At 65.4% G+C, this 25,291-nt stretch carries 23 protein-coding genes; 12 read left to right on the top strand and 11 right to left on the bottom strand.

Features of this window, described 5'->3' with window-relative positions; genetic code table 11:
- Nucleotides 1–4 precede the first annotated feature (4 nt).
- Nucleotides 5–1,606: an ABC-F family ATP-binding cassette domain-containing protein gene (locus ACTJI5_RS08195; RefSeq protein ID WP_440859942.1), complete on the bottom strand. Its 1,602-nt coding sequence runs from the start codon at nt 1,604–1,606 to the stop codon at nt 5–7.
- A 386-nt stretch (nt 1,607–1,992) separates the two neighbouring features.
- On the opposite strand from ACTJI5_RS08195, the gene ACTJI5_RS08190 reads away from it, so the two are divergent.
- From ACTJI5_RS08190 to ACTJI5_RS08160, 7 genes are all read left to right on the top strand, one after another.
- Nucleotides 1,993–2,367 (top strand): BlaI/MecI/CopY family transcriptional regulator, encoded by a 375-nt coding sequence (locus ACTJI5_RS08190; RefSeq protein WP_058539156.1) that lies wholly within the window; start codon nt 1,993–1,995, stop codon nt 2,365–2,367.
- Nucleotides 2,367–4,094: a M56 family metallopeptidase gene (locus tag ACTJI5_RS08185; RefSeq protein WP_440859941.1), complete on the top strand. Its 1,728-nt coding sequence runs from the start codon at nt 2,367–2,369 to the stop codon at nt 4,092–4,094. The genes ACTJI5_RS08190 and ACTJI5_RS08185 overlap by 1 nt, the downstream gene beginning before the upstream one ends.
- Before the next feature lie 113 nt (nt 4,095–4,207).
- Nucleotides 4,208–4,954, top strand: coding sequence for a hypothetical protein (locus tag ACTJI5_RS08180; RefSeq protein ID WP_058539158.1), 747 nt, complete (start codon nt 4,208–4,210; stop codon nt 4,952–4,954).
- Complete coding sequence (locus ACTJI5_RS08175; protein WP_439513449.1) at nt 4,951–7,047, top strand: TonB-dependent receptor plug domain-containing protein; 2,097 nt, start codon at nt 4,951–4,953, stop codon at nt 7,045–7,047. Before ACTJI5_RS08180 ends, ACTJI5_RS08175 begins: the two co-directional genes overlap by 4 nt.
- A gap of 17 nt (nt 7,048–7,064) precedes the next feature.
- Complete coding sequence (locus tag ACTJI5_RS08170; protein WP_439513448.1) at nt 7,065–7,442, top strand: reverse transcriptase-like protein; 378 nt, start codon at nt 7,065–7,067, stop codon at nt 7,440–7,442.
- An 84-nt stretch (nt 7,443–7,526) separates the two neighbouring features.
- On the top strand, nt 7,527–8,015 hold the full coding sequence (locus tag ACTJI5_RS08165; RefSeq protein WP_439513556.1) for a hypothetical protein: 489 nt from the start codon (nt 7,527–7,529) through the stop codon (nt 8,013–8,015).
- A gap of 171 nt (nt 8,016–8,186) precedes the next feature.
- Nucleotides 8,187–9,227, top strand: a complete 1,041-nt coding sequence (locus ACTJI5_RS08160; protein ID WP_058539162.1) for a rod shape-determining protein — start codon at nt 8,187–8,189, stop codon at nt 9,225–9,227.
- Between the two features lie 46 nt (nt 9,228–9,273).
- Here ACTJI5_RS08160 and ACTJI5_RS08155 read toward each other — a convergent pair whose 3' ends face one another.
- From ACTJI5_RS08155 to ACTJI5_RS08145, 3 genes are all read right to left on the bottom strand, one after another.
- On the bottom strand, nt 9,274–10,299 hold the full coding sequence (locus ACTJI5_RS08155; protein WP_440859940.1) for an adenosine deaminase: 1,026 nt from the start codon (nt 10,297–10,299) through the stop codon (nt 9,274–9,276).
- Nucleotides 10,292–10,867 carry a phosphoribosyltransferase gene (locus ACTJI5_RS08150; protein ID WP_439513446.1) on the bottom strand — a complete coding sequence of 192 codons (576 nt, stop codon included), beginning with the start codon at nt 10,865–10,867 and terminating at the stop codon, nt 10,292–10,294. The genes ACTJI5_RS08155 and ACTJI5_RS08150 overlap by 8 nt, the downstream gene beginning before the upstream one ends.
- Before the next feature lie 196 nt (nt 10,868–11,063).
- Nucleotides 11,064–12,878 carry a DUF885 domain-containing protein gene (locus ACTJI5_RS08145; protein ID WP_440859939.1) on the bottom strand — a complete coding sequence of 605 codons (1,815 nt, stop codon included), beginning with the start codon at nt 12,876–12,878 and terminating at the stop codon, nt 11,064–11,066.
- Between the two features lie 36 nt (nt 12,879–12,914).
- Between ACTJI5_RS08145 and ACTJI5_RS08140 the strand changes: the two genes are divergently transcribed.
- Both ACTJI5_RS08140 and ACTJI5_RS08135 read left to right on the top strand, forming a co-directional pair.
- A complete protein-coding gene (locus tag ACTJI5_RS08140) occupies nt 12,915–13,523 on the top strand; it encodes a hypothetical protein (RefSeq protein ID WP_440859938.1) in 609 nt (202 codons plus the stop codon).
- Between the two features lie 78 nt (nt 13,524–13,601).
- Nucleotides 13,602–13,862, top strand: coding sequence for a hypothetical protein (locus ACTJI5_RS08135; RefSeq protein ID WP_310251240.1), 261 nt, complete (start codon nt 13,602–13,604; stop codon nt 13,860–13,862).
- A gap of 146 nt (nt 13,863–14,008) precedes the next feature.
- Here the strand turns inward: ACTJI5_RS08135 and ACTJI5_RS08130 are convergent, their stop codons facing one another.
- Both ACTJI5_RS08130 and ACTJI5_RS08125 read right to left on the bottom strand, forming a co-directional pair.
- Nucleotides 14,009–15,667 (bottom strand): M20/M25/M40 family metallo-hydrolase, encoded by a 1,659-nt coding sequence (locus ACTJI5_RS08130; RefSeq protein WP_440859937.1) that lies wholly within the window; start codon nt 15,665–15,667, stop codon nt 14,009–14,011.
- Between the two features lie 87 nt (nt 15,668–15,754).
- Nucleotides 15,755–16,279: a hypothetical protein gene (locus ACTJI5_RS08125; protein ID WP_439513443.1), complete on the bottom strand. Its 525-nt coding sequence runs from the start codon at nt 16,277–16,279 to the stop codon at nt 15,755–15,757.
- A gap of 196 nt (nt 16,280–16,475) precedes the next feature.
- On the opposite strand from ACTJI5_RS08125, the gene ACTJI5_RS08120 reads away from it, so the two are divergent.
- On the top strand, nt 16,476–17,189 hold the full coding sequence (locus tag ACTJI5_RS08120) for a 2OG-Fe(II) oxygenase (RefSeq protein WP_440860092.1): 714 nt from the start codon (nt 16,476–16,478) through the stop codon (nt 17,187–17,189).
- A gap of 8 nt (nt 17,190–17,197) precedes the next feature.
- On the opposite strand, the gene ACTJI5_RS08115 is transcribed toward ACTJI5_RS08120, so the two are convergent.
- The 5 genes from ACTJI5_RS08115 to ACTJI5_RS08095 all read right to left on the bottom strand — a co-directional run bounded on the left by ACTJI5_RS08115 (nt 17,198) and on the right by ACTJI5_RS08095 (nt 22,478).
- Nucleotides 17,198–17,644, bottom strand: a complete 447-nt coding sequence (locus tag ACTJI5_RS08115) for a MarR family winged helix-turn-helix transcriptional regulator (RefSeq protein ID WP_440859936.1) — start codon at nt 17,642–17,644, stop codon at nt 17,198–17,200.
- Between the two features lie 102 nt (nt 17,645–17,746).
- Nucleotides 17,747–18,142 (bottom strand): Ohr family peroxiredoxin, encoded by a 396-nt coding sequence (locus tag ACTJI5_RS08110; protein WP_440859935.1) that lies wholly within the window; start codon nt 18,140–18,142, stop codon nt 17,747–17,749.
- Nucleotides 18,143–18,500: 358 nt separating this feature from the next.
- Nucleotides 18,501–20,666, bottom strand: a complete 2,166-nt coding sequence (locus ACTJI5_RS08105) for a S9 family peptidase (RefSeq protein ID WP_440859934.1) — start codon at nt 20,664–20,666, stop codon at nt 18,501–18,503.
- Between the two features lie 247 nt (nt 20,667–20,913).
- Nucleotides 20,914–22,176, bottom strand: coding sequence for a L,D-transpeptidase family protein (locus ACTJI5_RS08100; RefSeq protein WP_440859933.1), 1,263 nt, complete (start codon nt 22,174–22,176; stop codon nt 20,914–20,916).
- 53 nt (nt 22,177–22,229) lie between these two features.
- Nucleotides 22,230–22,478 (bottom strand): hypothetical protein, encoded by a 249-nt coding sequence (locus tag ACTJI5_RS08095; RefSeq protein ID WP_440859932.1) that lies wholly within the window; start codon nt 22,476–22,478, stop codon nt 22,230–22,232.
- Nucleotides 22,479–22,708: 230 nt separating this feature from the next.
- Between ACTJI5_RS08095 and pip the strand changes: the two genes are divergently transcribed.
- A complete protein-coding gene (pip, locus tag ACTJI5_RS08090) occupies nt 22,709–23,800 on the top strand; it encodes a prolyl aminopeptidase (protein ID WP_440859931.1) in 1,092 nt (363 codons plus the stop codon).
- Nucleotides 23,801–24,031: 231 nt separating this feature from the next.
- A complete protein-coding gene (gene chrA / locus ACTJI5_RS08085; protein ID WP_440859930.1) occupies nt 24,032–25,213 on the top strand; it encodes a chromate efflux transporter in 1,182 nt (393 codons plus the stop codon).
- The last annotated feature ends 78 nt before the right edge of the window (nt 25,214–25,291 follow it).

Below are 25,291 nucleotides of genomic sequence, written 5' to 3'. Positions count from 1 at the left end.
TCGCTCAGGATATGGTCAATTCGACCGTTCGCGTGATCCCGATCGCGTCCAGAAACGCCGTGTCGTGGCTGACGACGAGCAGCGCGCCGTCATAGGCGGCGAGGCCTGTTTCGACGGCGGTCAGCGACTCGATGTCGAGATGGTTGCCGGGCTCGTCGAGAATCAGGAGCTGCGGCGGCTGCGGCGCGCCGAGGACACAGGCGAGTCCGGCGCGGAGCATCTGCCCGCCGCTGAGCGTCCCGACGATGCGATCGGCGGCGTCGGCGCGGAAGCGAAAGCGTGCGAGCGCGGCGCGGCACTGGTTGTTCGTCGTCCCGGGGTTGAGCGCGAGGAAATTGCCGGCGATCGACTGCGCGGGGTCGAGCAGGCTGACGCGTTGGTCGAAGAGCGCGAAGGGGACACCGACCCGGACCTGTCCCGACCAGGGGGGCAGGGTGCCGGCGACGAGCGCGAGAAGCGTCGACTTGCCTGAGCCATTGGGACCGGTGATCGCGACGCGTTCGGGACCGGTGAGGGTGAGCGACAGATTTTCGATGACCGGCCGGTCCTCGGCATAGCCTGCCGTGACATGATCGAGGGCAAGCACGGTCCGCGACGCGGGAAGACCGGTCGAAGGCAGGCCGACCGCAAGGGGGTCGACGATCTCGATCTTCGCGCGCGCGGCGGATAGCTGCTCTTCGGCCATGCCGCGCTGCCGTTCGGCGAGGCGGCTTCCCGCCGCGCGGGTTTCTTCGGCGCGGCGCTTGAGACCGCCTATAAGGATTTTCGGCATGTCGCCGCGCGCGGCCTTGGCGCGTCCGCGCGAGTCGCGGCGGTCCTGTTTTTCGGTCGCCGCCTGCGCCTGCCGCTGCGCGGCGTCGGCGCGCTTTTCGGCGCCCGCGAGTTCGGCCTCGACCGCCGCCTGCTCGATGTCCTTGCGCGCGCGATAGGCGCTCCAGCCGCCGCCATAGCGCGTCCCGCCGAGGCTGGTCAGCTCGACGATCGCGTCCATTTCCTCGAGCAGTTCGCGGTCGTGGCTGACGACGATCGCGCCGCCGCGCCAGCCGGCGAGCAGGTCGCGCACGGCTTCGCGGCCCTCGCGGTCGAGATTGTTCGTCGGTTCGTCGAGAAGCAGGAAATCGGGTGCGGCGAACATCGCGCCGGCGAGCGCGGCGCGTGTGCGCTGTCCTCCCGACAGCTGTGCAAGCGGAGTGTCCGCGGGAAGCGGCAGGCCGACACCGGCGAGCGCCTCGTCGATCCGCGCTTCGAGCGTCCAGTCGGCGTCGCCGATTTCTTCGACACTCGCTTCGCCCGCTTCGGCCTTGCGCAGCAAGGCAAGGCCGTCGCGTGCGCCGAACAGATCGGCGATGCTTTCGTGAGCCGCGACCTGCACGGTCTGGCGGAGCATCGCGATGCTGCCGTCGATCGCAATGCTGCCCGATGCCGGCGTGAGTTCGCCAGTCAGCAGGCGCAGCAGCGTCGACTTGCCGACGCCGTTGCGCCCGACGATGCCTGCGCGCTCGGGCTGGAAATTAAGGTCGAGGTCCGAAAGGACGGCGCGGCCGTCAGGCGTGGACCAGCTGAGATTGGAGATCGTAATGGATGGAGAGACGGGGGGCATGAACATGAACTTTCCTGGCGGCAAGGCGGGGCTGCGTTGCGGTCAGGTTGCGGTCCATGGCGGGAATCTCCGGTTGGTTGAGCGGGTGATGTAGAGGCTGCGGTTGCGGCATGCAACCGGGGTCGACCGGGGAGGTCGGTCTGACGTGGTATGAAAACGACCGATGGCGGACGTTCTCTATCCTCGTCACCCCGGACTTGATCCGGGGTCCATAGCTGCCGTCACGCTAATGAATCCCGGATCAAGTCCGGGGTAACGAAAGGAGGAGATGGCAGCTCCCCATCCCGAAAGCGCCCGCTATCCGTCCTTCGTGTATTATCCGAATAAAACCCCTTGCCAAGCATGCGCTACAAATGTAGCACGCTACAAATGTAGCGCATGAGGTGAGTCGTATGTTGTCCAGCCTGCCCCCGCGAGAACGCGAGATCGTCGATATTCTGTATGAATGCGGTGCGTCGACCGTGACCGAAATCGGTGAGGCGCTGGCCGACGAATTGTCAGGTTCGGCGATCCGCGCGATGCTGAAGCGGCTCGAGACGAAGGGCTTTGTGGCGCGTGAACAATCGGAGCGCGGTTTCGTCTATGCGCCCAGCGTGTCGGACAAGACGGCGCGCAAGTCGGCGCTGAGCCAGGTCGTGCGCGTCTTCTTCAACGGGTCGGCGACGAGCGCCGCCGCCGCGCTGCTCGGCATGCAGGACGAGATGAGCAATAGCGAACTCGACGAGCTTGAACAGATGATCGCCAAAGCGCGCGAAGGGAGAGGGTGATGTTGACCACCGCAATGTTGCTGGGCCTTGCCTGGAAATCCGTTGTCGTCGCGGCGCTGACGATGGGACTGTTGCGGCTGATGCGCTCGCGCTCGGCCGGCGAGCGGTCGATGATCGCGCACGCCGGGCTGATGGCGCTGCTCGCGCTGCCCGCGGCGATCCTGCTGCTGCCGCAATGGGCGCCACTCCCCTCGAGCTGGTCTTTCGAACCCGCCGCGCCGATTGTGCAAGCGGCAACAACGGGGAGATCGGCGATCGATCCGGCACCCGCCACGGCTTCAGTCCCTGTCGTGGTCGATGGTGCCGGATCGACGCCGATCGTCTTTTCGTGGAGCGACCTTGCCCCCTTTCTCTATCTTGTCCCGCTCCTGCTATTATCTGGAGTGATGGCGCTCGCCGTCGTGCGGCTGTTCGCGATGCGCGGGCGCGCCGAGATCCTCGTCGAACGCTCGTGGCTGTCCGCGCTCGCCGAGGCGCAGCGGCGCATGGGGTTCAAGCATGGCACCGCGCTGCTGGTCAGCAACGAGCTGCGCTCGCCGATCAGCTGGGGCGTGCTGCGCCCGACAATCGTGCTGAGCCCGAAAGCCGTCGCGGCATCGGGTGAGGCCGAGGCGATCATCGCGCACGAACTGGCGCATGTCGCGCGGCTCGACTGGGCGAAACTGCTTGGCGCGCGCGTCGCCTGCGCGGTCTTCTGGTTCAATCCGCTGGTGTGGATGCTGGCGCGCGAGAGCCATCAGTTGCGCGAGGAAGCCGCCGACGATGCGGTGCTGATGGCCGATATCAACGGGCCCGATTATGCGACTTTGCTGGTCGGCGCGGCGCGGCACGACAATCAGGGCGCGCTGCTCGCCGCGCATGGCGTCGCGCCGGGCAAGGACAGCCTGAAGCGCCGCATCACCCGCGTCCTCGACGGCAGCCTGAAGCGCGGCCCGGCGAGCGCGAGCTGGATTTTGATGAGCTTGGTGGTGCTGGCGGGCGTGACCGCGCCACTGGCGGCCTTTTCGGCAACCGCTCGGCCCGCGGCGACGGCGGACGTCCACTCCGTCGTCGCCTCGACGACCAAGAAGGCGACCACCGTGTCGTCGGCGTCGGCGTCGGCTGTGGCTGCGCAGGCCGCTGCCGTCGAGGGCGCCGCGACGGCGACGTCGAAGCAGCTCTCCGCCGAGCAGCTGGTCGGAATGCGCGCGGTCGGCGTGACTCCCGAATATGTCGAAAAGATGCGCGAGAGCGGCGGGTCGATGGACGCCGACGACATCATCTCGGCCAAGGCGAGCGGGATCGACCCCGCCTATATCCGGCAGATGCGTGACGTGATTCCCGGTGCCGATTTCGACGAGCTGGTCGGCGCGCGGCATGTCGGCGTCAACGCGGCCTTTGCCCGCGACATGAAATCGCATTTCCCCGACATCGGGGTCGACGATCTGATCGCGCTGAAGGCGATGGGGGTCGACTGCGACTTCGTCACCGACATGCAGAAGTCGGGCGTCAAGATGCGCGATGCCGACGACGCGATCGAGCTGCGCGCGACGGGCGGGTTCCGGCCCATGGCGAAGTATCGTCCCGCGGCGATGCCGCGCCCGGTGACGAAAGCGGTGCGGGGCGACAATGTTGCGGTCGTCGATATGGAGCGCGGCGTGATCGAGGCGCGGCGCGGGGATGGCCGGACCGCGCGGATCGAATTCCCCGCATCGCCGGAACCGCCCGAGCCCCCCGCCCGCGACTGACGCCCGGACATTCGTCCGTAGCGACCGACGATTAATCGAAACTTGATTCAAAATTGCCGCTGCGGCGGCGAGCGATGACGCTCGCCCGGCGCACGGAGGGAGGAGTGCACCAAATGAAAGCCCTGTTATTTGCCGGCGGCGCCACGCTGCTGTCGATCCTCGCCTGTTCGGCGCCGACCGCCGCTGCCGATCCGCTCGTCCTGAGCGACGTCAGCTGGGTCGCCGAGCCCGCGGGCGGAAAGAAGGGCGCGCCGCGCGTCCGCATCCGGCACAAACAGTCGAGCAGCGACCAGAGTTTCGACGGCTCGCGCCCCTATTTCGCTGCGGCAGAAGCGGCGCTCGGGCGGAAAACGCCGGGGCCGGTCAGTTTTACTGTGACACATGATGCGGGGACGCTGGCGTGCACCGGCACGCTGACCCGCGCGTTCGAAGGGAAGGGCGAGTGCCGCTTTACTTCCGACCCCGCCTTCGAGCGTGCGCTTGGCGAACGCGGACTGGTGCCCGACCGGCGGTCGACCTTGCTTGCGATGCTGATGGTCGATGCGACGATCGAGCTTGCCGATGGGCTCACGCGCGAGGGGGTGCGACCGAAGGATGCCGACGACCTGATTGCAGCGGCGGCGCTCGATGTGCGGCCGGCCTATGTTCGCGACCTCAAGTCCGAGGCGCTGGTGCTGACCGAAATCGAAGATGCGATCGCGTGCAAGGCGCTGGGCGTCGACGGCGCTTATGTGCGCGGGCTCGCCGCGGCGGGATACCGGAAGCTGAGCGCCGACGAGGTCGTCAGCATGAAGGCGATGGGCGTCACGGGCGAATATGCGCAGGCGATGAACCGCGCGGCGGGGGGAATTTCCAAGTGAACCGATGGACCAGCCTGATGGCGGTTGCGGCCGTGCTCTCGGCGCCCGCGCTGGCGCAGGAGACGGCGGCGCCGACCGGCGATACCCCGCCGCCCGCGCCGACCGAAATCGCGCCGACCGCGACGACCACGGCGCGGCAGGTCTATACGCCCGCCGACTTCGCGCGCTACGCGCCGAACAACGCCTATGACATGCTGATCCAGGTTCCGAGCTTCCAGATCCGCGACAACGAGAATCTGCGCGGGCTGGGCCAGGCGACGGGCAATGTGCTGTTCAACGGCGAGCGGCCGTCGAACAAGGCCGACGACATGTATACGCAGCTGTCGCGCATCCCCGCCAGCAATGTCGAACGGATCGAGATCGTCGACGGTGCGACGCTCGATATTCCGGGCCTGTCGGGGCAGGTCGCCAATATTGTCTATCGCGCCGATGCCTTTTCGGGGCAGTTTTCATGGAAGCCCGAATTTCGTGCCCATTACACCGATCCGCTCCTCACCCGCGCCGACGTGTCGGTGCGCGGCCGCGCCGGCGCGGTCGAATATGAGGTCGCGCTGAACAACGACGATTCGGCGCGCAGCGGCGCGGGCGGGCCGACTTTGATCTATGACGGCGCGCGCAATATCATCGAGCGGCGCAAGGACATCTGGAACACGCATTACGACACGCCGAAGCTGTCGGGGCGCATCACCTGGGATCCCGCCGGCGATACGGTCGCCAACCTCGGCGGCCACTATCAGCGCATATATGACCGCTATTACGAGGATGGCGTGCGTATCGGGCCGGGTCTGCCCGACCGTATCCGCACGGTGTATGAGAATGAAGACAGCTGGAATTATGAGGTCAGCGGCGATTACCAGTTCGGGCTGGGGCCCGGGAAGCTGAAGCTGATCGGGCTCCGCCGGTTCAGCCACGAGCCTTATCGGCAGGAGATCGTCACGACGCCCGAGGGCGGCGTCGCAACCGGCGACCGCTTCATGCAGACCGGCGACATCGGCGAGACGATCGGGCGCGGCGAATATCAGTGGAAGATGTTCGGCGGCGACTGGCAGCTGTCGGGCGAGGCCGCGTTCAATACGCTCGACAATGTGGCGTCGATCGCGGTGCTCGATCCCACGGGGGCGTGGGTCGATCAGCCGTTCGAGGGCGGCACCGGCGGTGTGAGCGAGGATCGCTATGAGGGTTTGCTGAGTTTCGGGCGCAAGCTGACCGACAAGCTCAATTTCCAGATCATCGCGGGCGCCGAACATTCGACGATCACGCAGACGGGCATGAACGGCCTGACGCGCAGCTTCTTTCGTCCCAAGGGCTCGATTTCGCTGGCGTGGACCCCGTCGCCCGATTTCGACATTTCGGTGAAGCTGCGGCGGCGCGTGCTCCAGCTCAGCTTCTACGATTTCCTCGCGCGCGCCTTCCTGAACGACGGCAACCAGAATGAGAGCAACAACGACCTGCGGCCGCAGCAGGACTGGACCTATGAAGCCGAGATCAACAGGAAGTTCGGGGCGTGGGGCTCGACTAAGATCATCTTGATCTATCGCGATGTCGAGGACCGGGTCGACGTGATCCCGATCGGCGCCAATGGCGAGGCGGTCGGCAATATCGCGAAGGCGAAAGCGGGGGCGATCGACTGGACGGCGACGATCAACCTCGATCCCGCGGGGATCAAGGGAATGAGGCTCGAACCGCGGATGTTGCTGCAGAAAAGTTCGCTGCGCGATCCCTTCACCGGCGAGAAAAGGCAGTGGAACGGCTTCACCGACACGGTGATCAGCCTGGGCCTGCGCCACGATATCCCGGCCAGCGACTGGGCGTGGGGCGGCGATGTCGAATATTCGCATTATCAGCCCAATTATCGCCGCAACCAGACCGACAAGGTCTGGGAAGGGCCGGTCTGGGCGTCGGTCTTTGTCGAGCACAAGGATGTGCTGGGCCTGACCGTCCGCGCGTCGATCCGCAATATCGCCAACGCCCGCTCGAAGCGCGACCGCACGGCCTATACCGGGGTTCGCGGTGAAAGCCCGGTGAGCTTTATCGAGGAACGCGATCGGCTGATCGGCCCGATCTTCTCCTTTTCGGTGCGCGGAAAGTTCTGACGGGCTAAGGGAATCCGATGGTGGCGCGCCGCATCAAAATCTATTTCGACGGCGGGTGCCGGCCCAATCCGGGGAAGATGGAAACCGCCGTCGTGACCGGAGGCGCCGCGATGGTCGTGCGCGACGCGGGGATCGGCAGCAGCATGGATGCCGAGTGGCTGGCGCTGATCGCGGCGCTGCGGCTGGCGCAGGATCTGGGGCTGACGAATTTTGTCCTGCTCGGCGATGCCGCGGCGGTGGTGGAACAGGCGAATGACGTGGTGCGGGCGCGCGGCGACGCCGCCGCGCATCTCGCCGCGTTCCGCGCGCTCGTCGGAGACGGTCCGGTGCCGAACATACGCCATGTCAAGCGGACGCAGAATCTGGCGGGGATCGCGCTGGCAAGCGGGCGATAACGCGCCGAAGGGCTGTCCATCGGGATCGCCAGTTGCTAAGCGACGCGCGCCTATCCTTTGGCGGCCCAATGGAAGACCAGCGTGTTGAAGCCGACCCATCCCTTGCCTGTTCATCATAGCTGGCCGCTTTATGAGCGTGATCGCTTTTTCGAGCTTGGGCGGCTTCATCTCGGCGACACGCTCGATCCGATCCCCGACGTCGTCGATGTCGCGGCGCGGCTGTTGCCGGTGCGCGCGCGGATCGGCCAATGGGAATGCGACCTAACCGACAACAACCGGCTGAGCTGGTCGGACGAGGTATATGACATTTTCGGCATTCCGCGGGGTGTGGCGGTCGCGCGGGCCGAGGCGGTCGCGCTTTATGCCGAGGGGTCGCGGGCGGCTATGGAGAAGCTCCGCGCCTATGCGATCCGGCACCGGCGCGGCTTCACGCTCGATGTCGAAATAAAGCCGGCGCAGGCGCAGCGCCGGTGGATGCGGTTGATCGCAGCGCCGGTTTGTGTGGGGGATGAGGTCGTCCGGCTGCAGGGGCTGAAATTCATCGTTCCGGGCTCGGGTGGTCCCGAATTTTGAACCGATCGAACAGCCGGGCCTGAGAAACCACCGTTCTGGCAGGATTGGTCGCGGCATTCGTTGACGCGGGTGCGCCTTCGCCGCAGTCGATATGGGACAGACGTTGCGGGCGCCGAAGGGCCAGCCACGCCTGATTCTTCCATTCATTCCCGAAGGCATTTGCCCCGTCTTATGAAGTTTTTTAATCGGTTTGCGTCGGCCGCGCACGACATGGCCATCGACCTGGGTACTGTGAACACCGTGGTTTATGTGCGCGACAAGGGCATCGTACTCAACGAGCCGTCGGTCGTTGCGCTGGAGACGCGCGACGGGGTGCGGCGGGTGAAGGTCGTCGGCAACGAAGCCAAGCCGATGATGGGCAAAACCCCCGACAATATCCAGGCGATCCGGCCGCTGCGCGACGGCGTGATCGCCGACATCGACGTCGCCGAACAGATGCTGAAACATTTCATGGACAAGGCGCAGGGCGGCGCGAGCCGCTTCATGCAGCGCAGCAACGTCGTGATCTGCGTGCCCTCCGGATCGACGATGGTCGAGCGCCGCGCGATCCGCGATGCCGCGACGAACGCCGGCGCGGTGTCGGTGCAGCTGATTGAGGAATCGCTTGCCGCCGCCATCGGCGCCGGTCTGCATGTCACCGAACCAAGAGGCGCCATGGTCGTCGATATCGGCGGCGGCACGACCGAAGTCGCGGTGCTGTCGCTGAGCGGCATCGCGTACAGCACATCGGTGCGCGTCGGCGGCGACAAGATGGACGAGATGATTTCGTCGTCGATCCGCCGCCGGCACAATCTGATGGTCGGCGAAATGACCGCCGAGCGCGTCAAGCTGACGATCGGCTGTGCGACGCCGCCGGTCGGCGACGGGATGATCATGGGCGTCAAGGGCCGCGACCTGGTGACCGGCCGCCCCGCCGAGGTCAAGGTAACCGAGGCCGAAATCGCCGAGGCGCTGACCGAGCCGGTCGGGCAGATCGTCAGCGCGGTGCGCGCGGCGCTGGAACAGACGCCGCCCGAACTGTCGGCCGACATTATCGACGAAGGCATCACATTGACCGGCGGCGGCGCGCTGCTGCGCCGGATGGATCAGGCGATTGCGCGCGCGACGGGGCTGCCGGTGGTGGTTGCCGACGATGCGCTGATCTGTGTCGCGATGGGAGCCGGCCGCGCGTTCGAGGACCGCGCCTATCATGGTGTGCTGATCGCGGCGTAAGGCCGCGCTGGGTTCCCGCTTTCGCGGGAATGACGAAGTTTAAGGATCAGGCGTAAGCGTCGATCGCCGCGAGGTGGCGCGCCTTGTCGGCGTCGCCGAGGAACGAACCGGCGAAGCTGTTGCGTGCGAGCGTGACGAGGTCGTCCTTCGACAGGTCGAGCGCGTCGGCGACCGCCTGATAATTGGCGTTCACATAGCCGCCGAAATAGCTGGGATCGTCGCTGTTCACCGTCGCGCGGAGCCCGGCGCCGAGCATGCGCTTGAGCGGATGGTGGGCGATGTCGTCGACGACGCAGAGCTTGAGGTTCGAGAGCGGGCAGACGGTGAGCGTCATGCCCTGGGCCGCGAGGCGCGCGACGAGTGCGGGGTCTTCGAGGCTGCGGTTGCCATGGTCGATGCGGTCGACTTTCAGCAGGTCGAGCGCCTCGTGGACATAGGCGGGCGGGCCCTCCTCGCCAGCATGCGCGACGCTCTTGAGGCCGAGGCCGCGGGCGCGGGCGAAGACGCGTTCGAATTTTGCCGGGGGATGGCCGACCTCGGACGAATCGAGGCCGACGCCGTCAATGCGATCGAGGAAGGGCAAAGCTTCGTCGAGTGTCGCTTCGGCGTCGGCTTCGCTGAGGTGGCGGAGGAAGCACATGATGAGCTTCGATGTCATTCCGTAGCTTGCCGCCGCATCGTCGAGTGCGCGGGTGATGCCCGCGATGACGGTTTCGAACGCGACGCCGCGTGTCGTGTGGCCCTGCGGGTCGAAGAAGATTTCGACGTGGCGGACAGCGTCGGCGTTAGCGCGGGCAAGATAGGCGGCGGTCAGGTCATGGAAATCCTGCTCGGTTTGGAGGACGCCCATTCCCTGATAATAGATGTCGAGGAAATCCTGGAGGTTCGAGAAGGCGTAGGCCGCGCGCACGTCCTCCACCGATGCGAAAGGGATCGCGACGGCGTTGCGCTGCGCAAGCTCGAACATCAGTTCGGGTTCGAGCGAGCCTTCGATATGAAGGTGAAGCTCGGCCTTGGGTAGGCCGGCGATGAAGGCGGCCCGGTCTTCGGCCGATGCGAAACCCTCAGGCATTGGGCTTGTCCTCCTCGCGCAGGATGATCGCCGCTTCGGGCTTGTGCTGGCGGATTTCGTCGACCGTCAGCCCGTCGACCTCGTGCGGAAAGATCAGCCACTGGTCGGTTTCGTGTACGAAGAAATCGGGGCGGAGGTCGGTGACGTTGCGCCCGGGTTTGAACCAGACGGTCGCGATGCGGATATCGCGCGGCATATTGTGGCGGCAGCGTGCTTTCAGCTCGGCGATGAAGGCGCGGATGCTGCGCCCGCTGTCGAAGACATCGTCGATGATGAGCAGCCGGTCCTCGGGGTTCAGCGTGTCGATCAGATAGCCGAGCGCGAAGACTTTGACGTGCGCGTCCTGCTTGTCGATGCCGTGATAGGAGGAGGTGCGGATCGCGATATGGTCGCAATGCTGGCCGTGATAGTCGAGCAGTTCCTGCACCGCAATGCCGACCGGCGCGCCGCCACGCCAGATGCCGACGAGGTGCGTGGGCTTGAAGCCGCTGTCCAGCACCTGCATGCCGAGCCGGAAGGAGTCGGCGAGCAGGTCGTTTGCGCTGATGAAGATTTTGGCGTCGGTCATGGGTGGGGATTAAGCCTGCGCGCGGGGCGGGGCAAGGCGGGTATCGAGCGATCAACGCCAGTAGAGATGTGCACCCCGGCGAAAGCCGGGGCACGGAACTCAAACGCGACCTTGGCGTGTTTCCGCGCTGGGCCCCGGCTTTCGCCGGCGTACACAAAGGAGCAGCTTCCGTTCCGCCTACGTCAGCGCCGCCGCATCACTTCTTCTTCGCCGCGATATAGCGCGTTACCTGCTCTTCGAGGATGTCGAGCGGCAGGGCGCCTTCGCTGAGCACGGCTTCGTGGAAATCGCGAATGTCGAAGCGCGGGCCGAGTTCGCTTTCGGCGCGTTTGCGCAGTTCGGCGATCTTGAGCTGGCCGACCATGTAGCTGGTCGCCTGACCCGGCCAGTTGAAATAGCGGTCGACCTCGCGCGCGATGTCGGTGTCCGACACCGAGCTGTTCGCCTTGAAGTAAGCGATCGCCTGATCGCGCGTCCAGCGCTTCGAATGGATACCTGTGTCGAGGACGAGGCGGATCGCGCGCCACACCTGCAACGAGAGCATGCCGAAGCGGTCATAGGGGGTCTTGTAGACGCCCATCTCGTTCGCGAGCCGCTCCGAATAGAGTCCCCAGCCCTCCATATAGGCGCCATAGCCGCCGAACTTGCGGAATTTCGGGATGCCTGCGAGTTCCTGCTGGCGCGCGATCTGGAAATGATGGCCCGGCGCGCCTTCGTGCGCGGCGATGCCGGCGACCTGCACCTTCTGCGTCTGGTTCATGTCGACGAGGTTGACGTAATAGATGCCGGGGCGCGACCCGTCGGCCGACGGCGGGTTGTAGAAGGCGGTCGACGCCGTCCCCTCGCGCCATTTCTCGACCGCGCGCACTTCGAGCGCCGCCTTGGGCAGCACGCGGAAATAGCGCGGCGCGGCGGTCATCACCGATGCGATCACCGCGCGCGCGTCGGCGAGATAGGTTTCGCGGCCGGCCTCGGTATTCGGATATTTGAACTGCGGATCGGTGCGGATGTGGTCGAAGAATTGTTCGAGCGTGCCCTTGAAACCGACCTCGTTTTTGATCGCCTCCATCTCGCCGCGGATCGCCGCGACCTGCGCGAGGCCGAGGTCGTGGATCTGGTCGGCGGTGAGGCTGGTCGTGGTCGAGCTCTTCAGCCGGTCGGCATAATAGGCGGCGCCGTCGGGCAGGTTCCATGCACCGAAATTGCCCTTTGATTTGGGCTCGATTTCGTCGATCGCGGCGACCAGCGTGTTGTAGCCTTGCTTGAACGGTCCGGTCAGCGCGGCGCTTGCGTCGGCGAGCAGCTTGGCCTTCGTCGCCGCGGGCGCGTCCAGCGCACCCACCTTTTTGCGGAAATCGGCCATCAGCGTCGAATCGGCGCCGCTGCCGAACGGGGCGCCCGTGATGACTTTCAGCGCATCGGCGCGCGCGGGGGCGAAATTGACCTTGTTCGGGACGATCCCCGCCGCCGCCTGTTCGCGCATCGTCGCCGCGACTTCGCGCATCACGCGGTCGGTGTCGCGCAGGCGCGCGATATAGGCTTCCGCATCCTGCAGGCTGTCGATCTTGTGATTGTTGATGAGCAGCACCGGGATTGCGCCCGCCGGGCTGCCGTTGGTCGACACGGGGAAGCGCAGCTTGCGGAAGCGCAGCGATTCGCGGCCGCGTTCGACTTCATATTCGAACAGACGGTAGCTGACGCGCGCGCTCTCGCCGAGCTGGTCGGGTTTGAAACGCGCGTGCATGTCCTTGAGCTGGCGTTCGGCCAGCTCCTGCTCGCGTACCGACGCGGCGTCAGTGTAATCGTCGAGCTTGCCGTAATTGGTCTTGAGCCCGAGCTGGGTCTGCGATTCGGGGCTGAGGGCCAGCCGCTCTTCGAACGCCTGATCGAGGAAGTCGAGCAGGGCCGGGTCCTGAGCGCCGGCTTGCGGTGCCGCCTGTGCGAAGGCGGGCGCGGTCATCGGAGCGAAGGGCAGGACGGGGAGCAGCATCAGGGCAACGGCAAAGCGCATCACATTCTCCTATTCGAATGAGGGGCTTGTTGCGCAGTGCCGGGCCGGGCGCAATATTATTTCAGTGGTTGGTTGTACCTACCTGTTTTCGTGAAGGCGGTTGCCTGTCGTCGTGCGGCGCGAAGGGCCGGTTTGGGGTGGGAAGCGGACATTGCACCCGATACTGGAAAGTTGCATGCAACGGCGATGGAATGGTCAAGTATCGCACAGGATTTCGAGCCGGACGGCGGATTACGGGATATCTACATTCTTAATGCATCGCTCTCAGTGTGGGAGAATGTCTGGGCATTGCTGACAGCCGATCCCGATTTGCTGGAATTCTGGGTCGATGGCGATCGAACCGATCCACCGAGCGATCTGCAAAAGATTTTCGAGCGCCGGCCATTCCACGGATTCTTGGCAACATATCGGCTTGGAACAATGGGCCTTAATTGCCATTTCTTCGGAGCAGACGAAGTGGAGTTGGATATCGATCCACAAGAGGTTCGTTCTGCTGCTGACGGCGAATTGCTCGAACGGTTTCTCACGCAAATGGGGCGTGCCACCTCCCAGGAAGTCATTCTCACTCCTGAAAATCAGAGGGATTCCGCCATTGCGCGATATGACCCTGCGGTCGACCGCGTAACTTGGTCGAGCGCCCGCTAGGAACGTCCACAATCGGTCGATTGCGCCTCATCCGCAAGATAGCCTATGGCCACTGGCGATGGACGAAGAGGGAAAGCAATGGCCGCGACATTTTCAGTGGACGAGCGACGCGAGCATTTTGCTTATTGCGTCCAACTGTTTGGCGGAACCACTGCATTCTCGCGGCGCCTTGGCATAGACGAGCGGGCCATCCGCCGTTTTATCAATGGCGAGCGGCCCCTTGGTGACGGGCTTTTGGAAGACACCGCAAAGGCATTGCGCCTGCTCATCGAAGAAGCAACCGCGGCCGAGGCACAGATCGCTGCCACGTTGCGCTTTCCGCCGGCCGATCCGTCGTAGCCGAAATTGGTCGCCTCCAGTCGCTCGTCATCCCGGGCTTGACCCGGGACCCATAACCGCGCCGTTGTCATGGACCCCGGATCAAGTCAGGGGTGACGAGAAAAGGGATGTACGCGTCCCGGTCGCCAACAATCGCCGCCATTCGCTTATTTCCGCGACGAGGCGCTCTTGTCGCGGATCGCCTTGAATTCGCTGCCGTCCTTCCAGCCCGGCCATTTGGCCGAGCGGGCGAGTTCGTCGCCGATCGTGTAGAAAATCGAAATGTCCTGAACCGCGCCGTCGAGGTTCCAGCTTTCGTCCCACGCATCGCAGGCCTGATGATAGCATTTGCCGGTATAGGCATCGACCCACGCCTGTCCGGCGGGCTTACCGCCCCGGGCGAGATCGGAGGCGCCCGCGATGCCCATCATCAGGAGGACGGGGACGCCGCGCTTGGCGAGGCTGAAATGGTCGGCGCGGTAGAAGAGGCCGCGTTCGGGGAGGCTTTCGACGCTGACGGTGCGCCCTTGGGTGGCGGCGACGCGCGCGAGATCGTCTTCGAGCGTGCCCTGGCCCTTGCCGACGAGGACGACGTCTTTTGCCTTTCCGGCGGTCTGGAGAATGTCGAGGCCGAAGTTGGCAACGGTTTTCTCCGCCGGGAAGATCGGGTTTTGGGCATAGGCTTCGGAGCCCAAGAGCCCGCGCTCCTCGGCGGTCCAGAAGGCGAAGGCGATCGTCCGGTCGGGGGCGGGCGCCGCCTTGAACAGCCGTGCGATCTCGAACAGTCCGGCGACGCCCAGCGCGTCGTCGTTGGCGCCGGCGCGGTAGATGCGGCCCTTTTCGTCGGGCGCGCCCTCGCCATAGGCGTCCCAATGCGCGCCGTACATGATCACCTCGTCGGGGCGCTTGGTGCCGGGGATTTTGGCGAGGACATTCTGGCTCTGCACGACCGCCTGCGTTACGGGGATCGCGGCGTTGAAGCTGGTGCCGAGGTGGATGGGTTTGAAATCCTTGCGGCGCGCTGCGGTGCGCAGCTTTGCCAGATCCTGTCCGGCGTTCGTGAACAGCGCCGTTGCGGTCTCGCCCGAGATCCAGCCCTGGAGCGCTAGGCTGGTGACCTTTTCGGGGGGGACGACGAGGCCGTAATTTTCGCCGCCGGGGCTTTTGACGACGTTCCAGCCATAGCCGACGCCGTCGGTGTCGTGGACGATCAGCGCGCCGATTGCACCGCGGCGCGCGGCTTCCTCGAACTTGTAGGTCCAGCGGCCATAATAGGTCATCGTGCGGCCGCCGAACTTGCCGAAGCTGTCCTCGCCTTTTGTGGCGACGAAATCGGGGTCGTTGATAAGGAAGACCGCGACCTTGCCCTTGAGGTCCTGCCCCTTGAAATCGTCCCAGCCGCGTTCGAGCGCGGAGACGCCGTAACCGACGAACACCATCGGCGCATTCTGGATCACCGCCTGATCCTTGGGCTGGAGCGTCGAGACATAGATGTCGGTGCCGAAAGTCAGCGGGGTCGCGGTGCCCTTGCGGTCGAAGGCGAGCGTCGTCGGGGTGCCGAGGCGGGTGTGGAGCAAGGGCACGGGCTGGGTCCAGCCGCCGCCGGTGCCCGCGGGTTCGAGCCCGAGCGCCTGCAGCCGGCCGATCAGATAACCGATCGTGCGTTCCTCGCCGATTGTGCCGGGCGCGCGACCCTGAAACTGATCGGAGGCGAGGGTGCGGACGGTCTGGGTGAGGTTCGCGGCGTCGATGCCGGGCGCGTTTTGCGCCGCGGCGGGAATGGCGAGCAGGGGGAGGAGCAGGGCGGCGGCGTGGCGCAGGGACATGATGAATCGGTTCCGCTTTGGGGAAGGAGGTCGGACCCTAGCATGGCCAAGCGCTTTGTGAACCGGTGCGGCGGCGGTTGAGGCTGGCTAGAGTGCAACCAGCAATGCGGCGAGCGTCGCGGCCGCGATCGCGAGCAGAACCGCAGCGCGGAGGCCATAGAGGCGCAGGAGGCGCGCCGTTCGCGGCTCGGCGGGTGGCCAGTCGGCGACGACGGCAGGCTCGGCTTCGGGCCATACATCGCCGATGCGGTTCGGAAAGCCGGGTCGCGACGAGAGGTCCGGCCCGCTGATCCCGCTGGCGAGCGCGAGTTTCTCGAAGGCGACCGCCATCCTTCCTTCCTTGACAATGCGGGCGGCGTGTTCCTGCTGCGGATCGTCGGGCGAGACGGGGAGCGCGCCGACGAGGCGTTCGACCTCGATATCGAGTGCGTGCAGGTCGTCGATCGCCTCCATCGCGCGCGACCGGTCGCCGCGTTCGAGCGCGAGTTGCAACCGCGTCAGCGACAGAAAGCCGACGCGGCAGAACTGGAGCCCCAGCGCATAGTCGTCCGCCGTCGGCGGGCAGCCATGACGGACCGGGTCGGGCTCGTGCCGGGTCGAAAGGGCGCTCATGATCTTTGCTCCTGTCTTCACTCGCCCCCTGTCAGATCGACTAGAGAGAAGATGCGCGGGCGCGAAAGCCCCGATCGGGTCCGCTGTGCCCTGGATACGCCGGACGGTGGCGCGGCGTGGGACTTCCAGTTTGAAAGCAAGAAACGGGGCGCGGGTCGGCGCGCGCGGTGGCATGGCCCGGGGCATGACGGAAACCATGGAAACAGACATCGGCGCGCGTATCGAAGCGCTGGACCGGGACGCGATCGCCGTGGCGCTCGACCGCGACGGGTGGGCGGTGTTGCCGGGGCTATTGAGCGATGCCGAGTGCGACGGCACTGCGGCGCTCTATGCTGAGGAGGCGGGGTTTCGCAGCCATGTGTTCATGGCGCGGCACGGCTTCGGGCGCGGCGAATATCGCTATTTCGCCTATCCGTTGCCGCCTCTGGTCGCGGCGCTGCGGAGCGGGCTGTATCCGTCGCTCGCGCCGATCGCCAATCGCTGGCACGAGCGGATGGGGATGGCGGTGCGCTTTCCCGCCGGGCACGCCGAATTTCTAGCGCGGTGCCATGATGCGGGGCAGCGGCGGCCGACGCCGTTGCTGCTGCAATATGGCGCGGGCGATTATAATTGCCTGCACCAGGATCTGTATGGCGAGCATGTTTTTCCGTTGCAGGTCGCGGTGCTGCTGTCGGCGCCGGGCGACGATTTTACCGGCGGCGAATTCGTGCTGACCGAGCAAAGGCCGCGGATGCAATCACGCGCCGCGGTGGTGCCGCTGGCGAAGGGCGATGCGGTGGTGTTTGCGGTGAATGTCCGGCCCGTGAAGGGCGCGCGCGGCGACTATCGCGTCGCGATGCGCCATGGGGTGAGCGAAATCCGGTCGGGGCGGCGGCACACGCTGGGCGTCATTTTTCACGACGCAACCTAAGCGCGCGGTCAGTCGTCCAGCGAGCGCATCAGATTGTCGCGTAGCTTGGCGACCGATTTCTGCACGTCGAAAAAACTGTCACCGAGACCGGTCGCGTCGAACAATTCATTGCCGATCTCGTGACTGCGCAGCTCGCTGCCCTTGGGGGTCAGGCGGATGCGCACCTGGCGCTCGTCGGCGGGGTCGCGGCGGCGCTCGATGAAGCCTGATTGTTCCAGTTTCTTCAAAATCGGGGTGAGCGTGTTCGATTCGAGGAACATTTTTTCGCCGAGTTCGCCGACGGTCTGGCCGTCCTGTTCCCACAAGGCGACGAGCGCGACATATTGGGTGTAGGTCAGGCCGAGCTTTTCGAGGATCGGGCGATAGGCGCGGCCGAAGGCGAGGTTCGCCGAATAGACCGCGAAGCAGAGGAATTCGCCGAGCTTGGGCCGTTCGGGGGCAGGCGATTTCGTCATGGGGGTTCCTTGGTGAAGGTCCGATAATTCAAGCGCATACGATGAAATCGGATTGCGGCAGTGTCAACCGGGCGGTGCGGGGGGCACCGCCCGGTCGAAACATCAGACGAGGTTGAGTTCGATGTCGATATTGCCCTCGACCGCCTTCGAATAGGGGCAGATCTTGTGCGCGGTGTCGACCAGTTCGCGCGCGATGTCGCGGTCGATGCCGGGAACCTGGATGTCGAGGCGGGCGCGGAGGACAAAACCGTCAGCGCGGTTCAGCAGCTCGATCGTCGTGTCGGCTTCGGGCGAGGCGGGCAGCGCGATCTTGCGCTGTCCGGCGGCGAGTTCGAGCGCGCCGATGAAGCAGGCCGACCATGCGGCGGCGAAGAGATTCTCGGCGGCGGGGTGCGGCTGGGGCAGCGCGAGATCGAGAACGTCGTTCGTGCTGCGGGCGTAGCCCTCGGGGCCGCCTTTGACGTGGGTGGTGCCGGTGAAGATGATTTTGTAAGCCATTTCGGGTTCCTTTCGGGGTTTTTGATCGTATCCGTTTAGATCGGATGCGATGTAATTAAGTGAGTCGCGCTGCAATATCAAGCGCTAGCGATTAAATCGCGTACGATATAAAATAAAATATTGATATTGAATGGATAAAATTTGATCTGGATGGTCGCTAATCGTCGTCCGGTGCGGCGGCGTGCCGAGACAGTGTCGGCTTCGACCGAGAGCTGACCTATCCATCATCGTCACCCCGGACTTGATCCGGAGCCTGCCTTCTTGAAGGAAAAGGCGGGTCCCGGGTCAAGCCCGGGATGACGAAAGTGGATGATCGAAAGGATGCTCACCACCCCTAAGCAGACGCGAGACGGGCAGGCTATTTCGCCGCAGCATCGCTCGCCGGGCGCGTCCAGCCCTTCTTGTACTTTTCGAACCAGGCGAGGATTGCCGAGGCTTTGGCGGCCGATTGCGACGGGCGCGCGGCGATGGTGCCGTGGCCGGCGCCGGGCACCTTGATCAGCGCGCTGGGCACGCCGCGGAGGCGGAGCGCGGTGTAATATTGCTCGGATTCGCTGACCGGGGTGCGGTAATCCTCGGCGCCGACGATGACGAGCGTCGGGGTTTCGACATTGCCGACGAGCGAGAGCGGCGAACGCGACCAGAAGAGTTCGGGCTTTTCCCACGGCTCGGCGCCGAGCCAATAGGGGCCGAAGAAGCCGGGACCGTCGGCGGTGAGCGCCTGCGTCGTCCAGTTGATCACGGGCTTTTGCGTGACCGCGGCCTTGAAGCGGTTGGTCTTGCCGACGATCCAGCTGGTGAGCACGCCGCCGCCCGAGCCGCCGGTGACGAAGAGCGCGTCGGGGTCGGCGACACCGAGTTCGATCGCGCGGTCGACGATGCTGATGAGGTCGAAATAATCATTGCCCGGATAAGTCTTGTCGATCTCGTTCGCGAAGGCCGCGCCATAGCTGGTCGAACCGCGCGGGTTCGCCGAGAGCACGGCATAGCCGCCCGCCGCGTAAAGCTGGTTATCGGTCGAGAAATGGCCGCCATAGGCCGCGAAGGGGCCGCCATGGATTTCGAGGATCAGCGGCACGCGCTGGCCATCGCGGTAGCCGGGCGGGAGGGTCAGCCAGCCCTCGATCGTCTTGCCGTCGTGGCTCGATGCTACCGTGATCTTGCGCACCTCGCCGAGCGATTTCACTTCGCGAAGCGAGCGGTTGAGATCGGTGAGGATGCGCGGGGTGCCGCCGCGGTTGAGCTGTACCTCGGCGGGGCGGGTCGCAGTGCCGCCGGTGAAGGCGATCGCGCCGCCGTCCGACACGGTGAAGCTGCCGCCCGTATAGGGCCGGTCGAGCCCGCCACCCGAAAGGCCGGTCGCGGCGGTGCGCACCGCGCCATCGAGGCCGATGCGTGCGACCTTGGTCTCGCCATGATCGTCGTACTGCGCGTAGACCGACTTGCCGTCGGCGCTCCACTGGATCGCGTCGACGCCATAGTCCCAATTGCCCGTCAGGCTGCGCTTGCCCGATCCGTCGCGGTTCATGACGTAGAGCTGGGTGTTTTCGTAAGCGCGCAATTTGTCGTCGAAGCCGAGATACGCGATCTTGCCGCCGTCGGGCGAGACGAGCGGGTTGCTGTCGGGGCCGTTGCGGTCAGTGAGCGCGGTGACCGTGCCGCTCGTCACGTCGAGCGCGTGAATTTCGCTCTCGACCGGATCCTTCTCCCAATCGGGTTTGCGGTTCGCGCTGAAATAGAGGGTGCGGCCGTCGCGCGACCAGCTCAAGGGACCGCCGTCATGATAAGGGCCGAAGGTCAGCTGGCGCGGCGAGCCGCCCGTCGCGGGGACGACGAAAATCTTTTCGAAGCCGGGTTCGAGATAGCCTTCGCCGTCGGCGCGGTAGGCGAGAAGGTCGTGGACCTCGAGCGGTTCGGCCCATTTCGCGCCCTCGGGCTTGTTCTTCGGTGCCGAGCCGAAGCTGGGGCCGTCGTCCTTGACGAGCATCGTGTAGGCGATCGAGCGGCCGTCGGGCGACCAGGCGAGGCTCGACGGGCTGGTCGGCAGACCGGTGAGGCGCACCGCCTCGCCGCCGTTCATCCAGCGCACCCAGAGTTGCGCGCTGCCGCCCTCGGTCGAGGCGAAGGCGAGGCGCTTGCCGTCGGGCGACCAGCGCGGCGAGAAAGCGCCGCCGCTGCGGCCCGCCACCGGGGTTTCCTCGCCGGTCGCGGTGTCGATCAGCCAGATCGAACTGACCGCGCGGTCGGACATGATGTCGTTCGAACGGCGGACATAGGCGATGTGGCGCCCGTCGGGGCTGATCTGCGGGTCGGAGGCGATCGAGAGGTCGAAGAGGTCGGCGCCGGTGAGGCGGCGTTCGGGGCCTTTGCGCGCGCTGCCGGCGGCGGACGCGGACATGGGGGCGGGGGTGGTGGTTTCTGTGGCGGGGGCGGGCGGGGCGGCTGGGGCGGGCTCTTCCTGTGCGAAGGTCGGCTGCGAGGAGAGCACGAGCAGGCTCGCACCGAGGATGGCCAGTTTGCGCATGAAGATTCGCCCTTTTTTCAGTGAAGCGGCAGGTCTGTACGTTTCGCCGGGGTGGGTCAACCGCCTCTGGCAGAGGTTCTTTCGTTAGACACGGCCTGACGAGAGAGCCGTGCCGCAAGGTCGAAAATTATTGTCCCGTTTATCGTCACCCCGGACTTGATCCGGGGTCCCGCTCGAGAGCTGGGCAGACCAACTTTTCAAAAAGAGAGCGGGATCCCGGGTCAAGCCCGGGATGACGAAGGGGTGGCTACCCGTCCCTGCCGTACACATCGTCGCGAAAGGCCAGGCCGCGTTCGGTTGCGATGGCGGTGATATAGGTGAGGTAGACGGGCACTTCGACCGGCAGCGCGACCGCCTGTTCGGGGGTTTTCGACTTGGTGTTGATCGAGCGGTGGAGCAGCCACTGGCCTAGCGCGGAGGCATTTTCGAGGCGGATGCAGCCGTTCGAAAAATGGCGGTCGGGCTTGCCGAGCAGCGCGCGATCGGGGGTGTCGTGGAGGTAGATGCCCTCGTCATTGGGGAAGAGGAATTTGACGCGGCCCATCGAATTGGCGCCGCCGGGAAGCTCGCGCAGGCGCAGCGCCTGATCGCCAGCGGCGACCGCGGGCCAGTCGATTTCGGACGCGTCGAGCTTGCGCGGATTGGGGCCCCAGTCGGACAGCGCCTCCATGCGCAGCGAGGCGAGGCTGCGGCCGGCGAGCACCTTCGGCGCGATGCTTTTCTGTGCGAGATAGTCGGGGACGTTCCAATAGGGGTTCAGGATCGCCCATTGGAGCTTGCCCGCGAGCATCGGCGTTTGCGTCTCGGGCGCCCCGACGACGACCTTCATCGTGCCCGCGCGCTTGCCGCCGCCATAATAATAGAGCTGCCCCGACGAGGCGTCGACGACGATGTGATAGACATAGGGGCCGGGCAGGATGCGCGTGCGGTCGAGGTTGAGGCGGAGGCGCGCCATCGTGTCCTTGGGCGCCCCCTCTGCCAGCGCGCGGCCCATGAGCGCGCGGAGGCGGACATAATGTTCGCTCATCCAGCCCATGTTTTTCATATAGGCGCCGAAATCCTTGGGGAAGGCGGCGGCGCGAAGGACGTCATCGGCATCGGCTTTTTTCGGGCGAAGTGACTTGTCGGCATATTCCATTTTCGCCTTGCCGGGGCTGCGCATGTCGCGGACATAGCGCGCGAAGGATGAGGAGAGCGCGACATCGGCGCGCGCGAGCGCTTGCGGATCGCCGCCGCGGGCGCGCGCGATCAGCTCCTCGAGCTTTTCGAGATCATAGGCGGAGGATTTGAGGTCGTCGCGCGATGCGGTCGACAGATAGCCGAGCAAGATCGCCGCTTCGGGACCGACCTTGCCCGCGCGGACCCACAGCGGCTTGTAGCCGCGCGCGGCATAGAAGCGCTTGACGTCGCCGCCCGCTTCTTCGCGGATCGCGGCGGTGAGCGGCAGCGTTGCCCCCTGCGCGGCGGGTGCCGCGAGTGTGGGCGGCGCGAAGGTGGTGCCGAGCGCCAATCCGATCAGGAAAAGGGGGGCGCAGCAGCGCTGCGCTCCCCGAAACTTGGTAATCAGCCGCGTTCTCCCAGCCGCGTCGGCGCGGGCGGCGGCGGGGGCGGCGGCATATAGTTCGGATGGTAAATGCCGTCCGAGGTGTAATAACCGTCGATGATGCCGTCGCCGTCGCGGTCGGCGGCGACACTGCCCGGGACGGCACCCGGCGGGGGTGGGGGCGGCGCGGCGGCGACTTCTTGCTGTTGGCTGCAGGCGGAGAGTGCCAGGGCGCCAAGCGCACCGAGCAAAATTGGTTGGATACGCATAGACCACTCCTTTTTGATGCAACCGGAAATCGCTTTCCGGATGCGCGTGCCCAACCCTGGAATTTCAGCCACGCGCAGTTCTATGCGCGCGTTATCGATCCCGCGGTCAGGGGTAATTTCTGAACGATAGCCTGCTCGATAAGTTCCCGGGCTGTGGACATGGCCGCGCGGGAGGTTAAGTCGAACAGCGCGGGCCGGTTGGCGGCCAATCACTGACAAAGGCATCGGACATGGATTTTTCGCGGTTGCAGGCTTCGAGCAAGATCGGTGACGACTGGGTCTATCCGCAGCCGCCGTGCCTGAATTTCGGCTGGCTCGAGGTCGACCGCGATCCGGCGCACCGCATTTACTGGGAGGAATATGGCAATCCCGCGGGCGAGCCGGTGATGTTCCTGCACGGCGGGCCGGGCGGGGCGTGCGCGCCGGCGATGGCGCGCTTTTTCGATCCAAAGCGCTATCGCGTCATCCTGTTCGACCAGCGTGGGTGCGGGAAGAGCGAGCCCAACGTGGCGTCGGCGGGGCCGGCGTTGGCGCTGACGAAGAACACCACCGCCGACCTGATCGGCGATATCGAGAAATTGCGCGAGAAGCTGGAGATCAGCGGGCCGATGCATGTGTTCGGGGGGAGTTGGGGGAGCACGCTGGCGATGGCCTATGCGATTGCGCATCCGGCGCATACCGCGAGCCTGATCCTGCGCGGCATCTTCCTCGGTTCGTCCGAGGATCTGCTGTATCTGTATCAGGGGAATGCAGCGACGTGGGAAGCCGATCCGTACGGGCTGACCGAGCCCGGGGCCTATATGAAATATCCCGCGGAGTGGGCCGATCTGCTGTCGGAGCTGACGGCCGAAGAGCGCAAGGATGTGATGAAGTCGTACAAGGCGATTTTCGACATGGTGCCCGCGACCGAGGCCGAGAAGGAACGGCAGCTGAAGGCCGCGCTGACCTGGTCGCTTTGGGAAGGCGTGATCTCGAACATGATCCCCGAGACCGCCGACACGGGCAAGTTCGGCGAGGCCGATTTCGCACTGGGTTTTGCGCAGATCGAGGCGCATTATTTCGCGAACGAGCTGTTCATCCCGGCGGGGCATTTCTTTGACAATATCGACACTCTGGCGAGCATCCCGGTGCATATCGTGCACGGTCGTTTCGACGAGGTGTGTCCGCTGACGCAGGCGTCGCGGCTGGTCGCGGCGCTGCGCGAGGCGGGGCGCGAGCCCGCGACCTATGTCGTCACCAACGCCGGGCACAGCGCGATGGAGCGCGAGAATGCGCTCGCGCTCACCGCGATCATGGACGGATTGCCGGCGATCGGCGGCTGATTGGGTCCATCGAGGTTGAGCTTGCTCGCCGGATGACGAAGGAAGATGAAGTAACGTCTGCTTCCCACCTCAAAGCCGACATTCGCGTTTCGCGCTGAAACAAAGTCTATCTTCCCCTTTCGGGCGGACGCGGTAAAATGGGCGGTGCGGGCAATGCGGACGCCCGTTCAGACGGTGCGCCGTCCAAGTTCCGCTCCATAAGCCGCGACTGCGGCAAGGAGCGTGCTTGCAATGACGACCGATATCTATTCGCCGCCCAGCCTTTCATTGTTTCAGCTTTTCCTCCGCTTCCTGCGTTTCGGTTTCCTCGCCTTTGGCGGCCCGGTCGCGCAGATCGCGATGGTGAAACAGGCGCTCGTCGAGGAGGAGCGCTGGATTTCGCCGGTGCGTTTCAACCGGCTGCTCGCCGTGATGCAGATCCTGCCGGGACCGGAGGCGCATGAATTGTGCGTCCATCTGGGGATGGTCGCGCGCGGGCGGATCGGCGGGCTGCTCGCGGGGCTCGGCTTCATGCTGCCCGGCTTTGCGCTGATGCTGGGTGCGGCGTGGCTCTACACGGGCTGGATCGTCGGCAATCCGGCGATGGCGCCGATCTTTCTGGGGGTGCAGGTCGTCGTGCTGGCGATCATCCTGCGCGCGGTGCAGCGGATCGGGGCGCATATCCTGGAGGACCGGCTGCTCTGGCTGCTCGCGGCTGCCGGGCTTGCCGCGACGCTGGCGGGGGTGCCGTTCTGGATTCCGCTGATCGCATCGGGGCTGATCTATACCTATGCGAAGCGGCCGGTCGTGGCGGCGGCGATCTTTGTCGCGGCAGTCGTGCTCGCCGCCCTTGTGTCGGGCTCCGCGCCCTCGGTGAAGACAAGCATCGCCGCGAGCGAGGCGGGGATTGTGGCGCTGTTCATCGCCGGGCTGAAAGGCGGGCTGCTGACCTTTGGCGGCGCCTATACCGCGATCCCCTATGTGCGCACCGACACGGTCGGGCGCGGCTGGATCAGCGACGCGAGCTTTCTCGACGGCGTCGCGTTCGCGGGGATGCTGCCGGCCCCGCTCGTCATCTTTGCGACCTTTGCGGGATATGTCGCGGCGGGCCTGCCCGGCGCGGTCGCAATCACGGTGGGGATGTTCCTGCCCGCCTTCGCCTTCTCGATGATCTTTTTCGAGCGGCTGGAGGCGGTGGTCGACAATCCGGCGCTCCACCGCGTGCTCGCCGGCGTGGCGGCGGCGGTGGTCGGCGTGATCGCCGCGACGCTGCTGCAACTGGGCTGGTCGACCGCGGGACGCGTCGCGAACCTTGTGTCGTCGGGCCTTCTCTTTGTCGCCGCCGTGCTGGTGGTCTGGCGCTGGAAGGGAAAGCTCACCGCTCCGGCGCTCGTGCTGGCGGGCGGCGTCGCTGGGTGGGCGCTGAATCTCTGACTTGAGGCGGGTCATCCATTTTGGCGTAATAACCAAATAGGTTATTTTATATTGACATCGTCACGCTGATATGGCACA

Origin of the sequence: Sphingopyxis sp. 22461 (assembly GCF_052044915.1) — a bacterium.
Classification (GTDB): domain Bacteria; phylum Pseudomonadota; class Alphaproteobacteria; order Sphingomonadales; family Sphingomonadaceae; genus Sphingopyxis.
Note: the sequence above shows the minus strand (reverse complement) of the source record. Positions and strands in the feature narration are given on the sequence as shown.

What these genes read in the sequence shown, in the direction of transcription:
- ACTJI5_RS08155 (WP_440859940.1), bottom strand. Translation starts at nt 10,299, where the DNA reads ATGCCTGAGGGTTTCGCATCGGCCGAAGACCGGGCCGCCTTCATCGCC.
- ACTJI5_RS08195 (WP_440859942.1), bottom strand. Translation starts at nt 1,606, where the DNA reads ATGTTCATGCCCCCCGTCTCTCCATCCATTACGATCTCCAATCTCAGC.
- ACTJI5_RS08145 (WP_440859939.1), bottom strand. Translation starts at nt 12,878, where the DNA reads ATGCGCTTTGCCGTTGCCCTGATGCTGCTCCCCGTCCTGCCCTTCGCT.
- ACTJI5_RS08160 (WP_058539162.1), top strand. Translation starts at nt 8,187, where the DNA reads ATGAAGTTTTTTAATCGGTTTGCGTCGGCCGCGCACGACATGGCCATC.
- ACTJI5_RS08150 (WP_439513446.1), bottom strand. Translation starts at nt 10,867, where the DNA reads ATGACCGACGCCAAAATCTTCATCAGCGCAAACGACCTGCTCGCCGAC.
- ACTJI5_RS08135 (WP_310251240.1), top strand. Translation starts at nt 13,602, where the DNA reads ATGGCCGCGACATTTTCAGTGGACGAGCGACGCGAGCATTTTGCTTAT.
- ACTJI5_RS08110 (WP_440859935.1), bottom strand. Translation starts at nt 18,142, where the DNA reads ATGGCTTACAAAATCATCTTCACCGGCACCACCCACGTCAAAGGCGGC.
- ACTJI5_RS08190 (WP_058539156.1), top strand. Translation starts at nt 1,993, where the DNA reads ATGTTGTCCAGCCTGCCCCCGCGAGAACGCGAGATCGTCGATATTCTG.
- pip (WP_440859931.1), top strand. Translation starts at nt 22,709, where the DNA reads ATGGATTTTTCGCGGTTGCAGGCTTCGAGCAAGATCGGTGACGACTGG.
- ACTJI5_RS08180 (WP_058539158.1), top strand. Translation starts at nt 4,208, where the DNA reads ATGAAAGCCCTGTTATTTGCCGGCGGCGCCACGCTGCTGTCGATCCTC.
- ACTJI5_RS08185 (WP_440859941.1), top strand. Translation starts at nt 2,367, where the DNA reads ATGTTGACCACCGCAATGTTGCTGGGCCTTGCCTGGAAATCCGTTGTC.
- ACTJI5_RS08095 (WP_440859932.1), bottom strand. Translation starts at nt 22,478, where the DNA reads ATGCGTATCCAACCAATTTTGCTCGGTGCGCTTGGCGCCCTGGCACTC.
- chrA (WP_440859930.1), top strand. Translation starts at nt 24,032, where the DNA reads ATGACGACCGATATCTATTCGCCGCCCAGCCTTTCATTGTTTCAGCTT.
- ACTJI5_RS08125 (WP_439513443.1), bottom strand. Translation starts at nt 16,279, where the DNA reads ATGAGCGCCCTTTCGACCCGGCACGAGCCCGACCCGGTCCGTCATGGC.
- ACTJI5_RS08115 (WP_440859936.1), bottom strand. Translation starts at nt 17,644, where the DNA reads ATGACGAAATCGCCTGCCCCCGAACGGCCCAAGCTCGGCGAATTCCTC.
- ACTJI5_RS08105 (WP_440859934.1), bottom strand. Translation starts at nt 20,666, where the DNA reads ATGCGCAAACTGGCCATCCTCGGTGCGAGCCTGCTCGTGCTCTCCTCG.
- ACTJI5_RS08120 (WP_440860092.1), top strand. Translation starts at nt 16,476, where the DNA reads ATGGAAACAGACATCGGCGCGCGTATCGAAGCGCTGGACCGGGACGCG.
- ACTJI5_RS08170 (WP_439513448.1), top strand. Translation starts at nt 7,065, where the DNA reads ATGGTGGCGCGCCGCATCAAAATCTATTTCGACGGCGGGTGCCGGCCC.
- ACTJI5_RS08130 (WP_440859937.1), bottom strand. Translation starts at nt 15,667, where the DNA reads ATGTCCCTGCGCCACGCCGCCGCCCTGCTCCTCCCCCTGCTCGCCATT.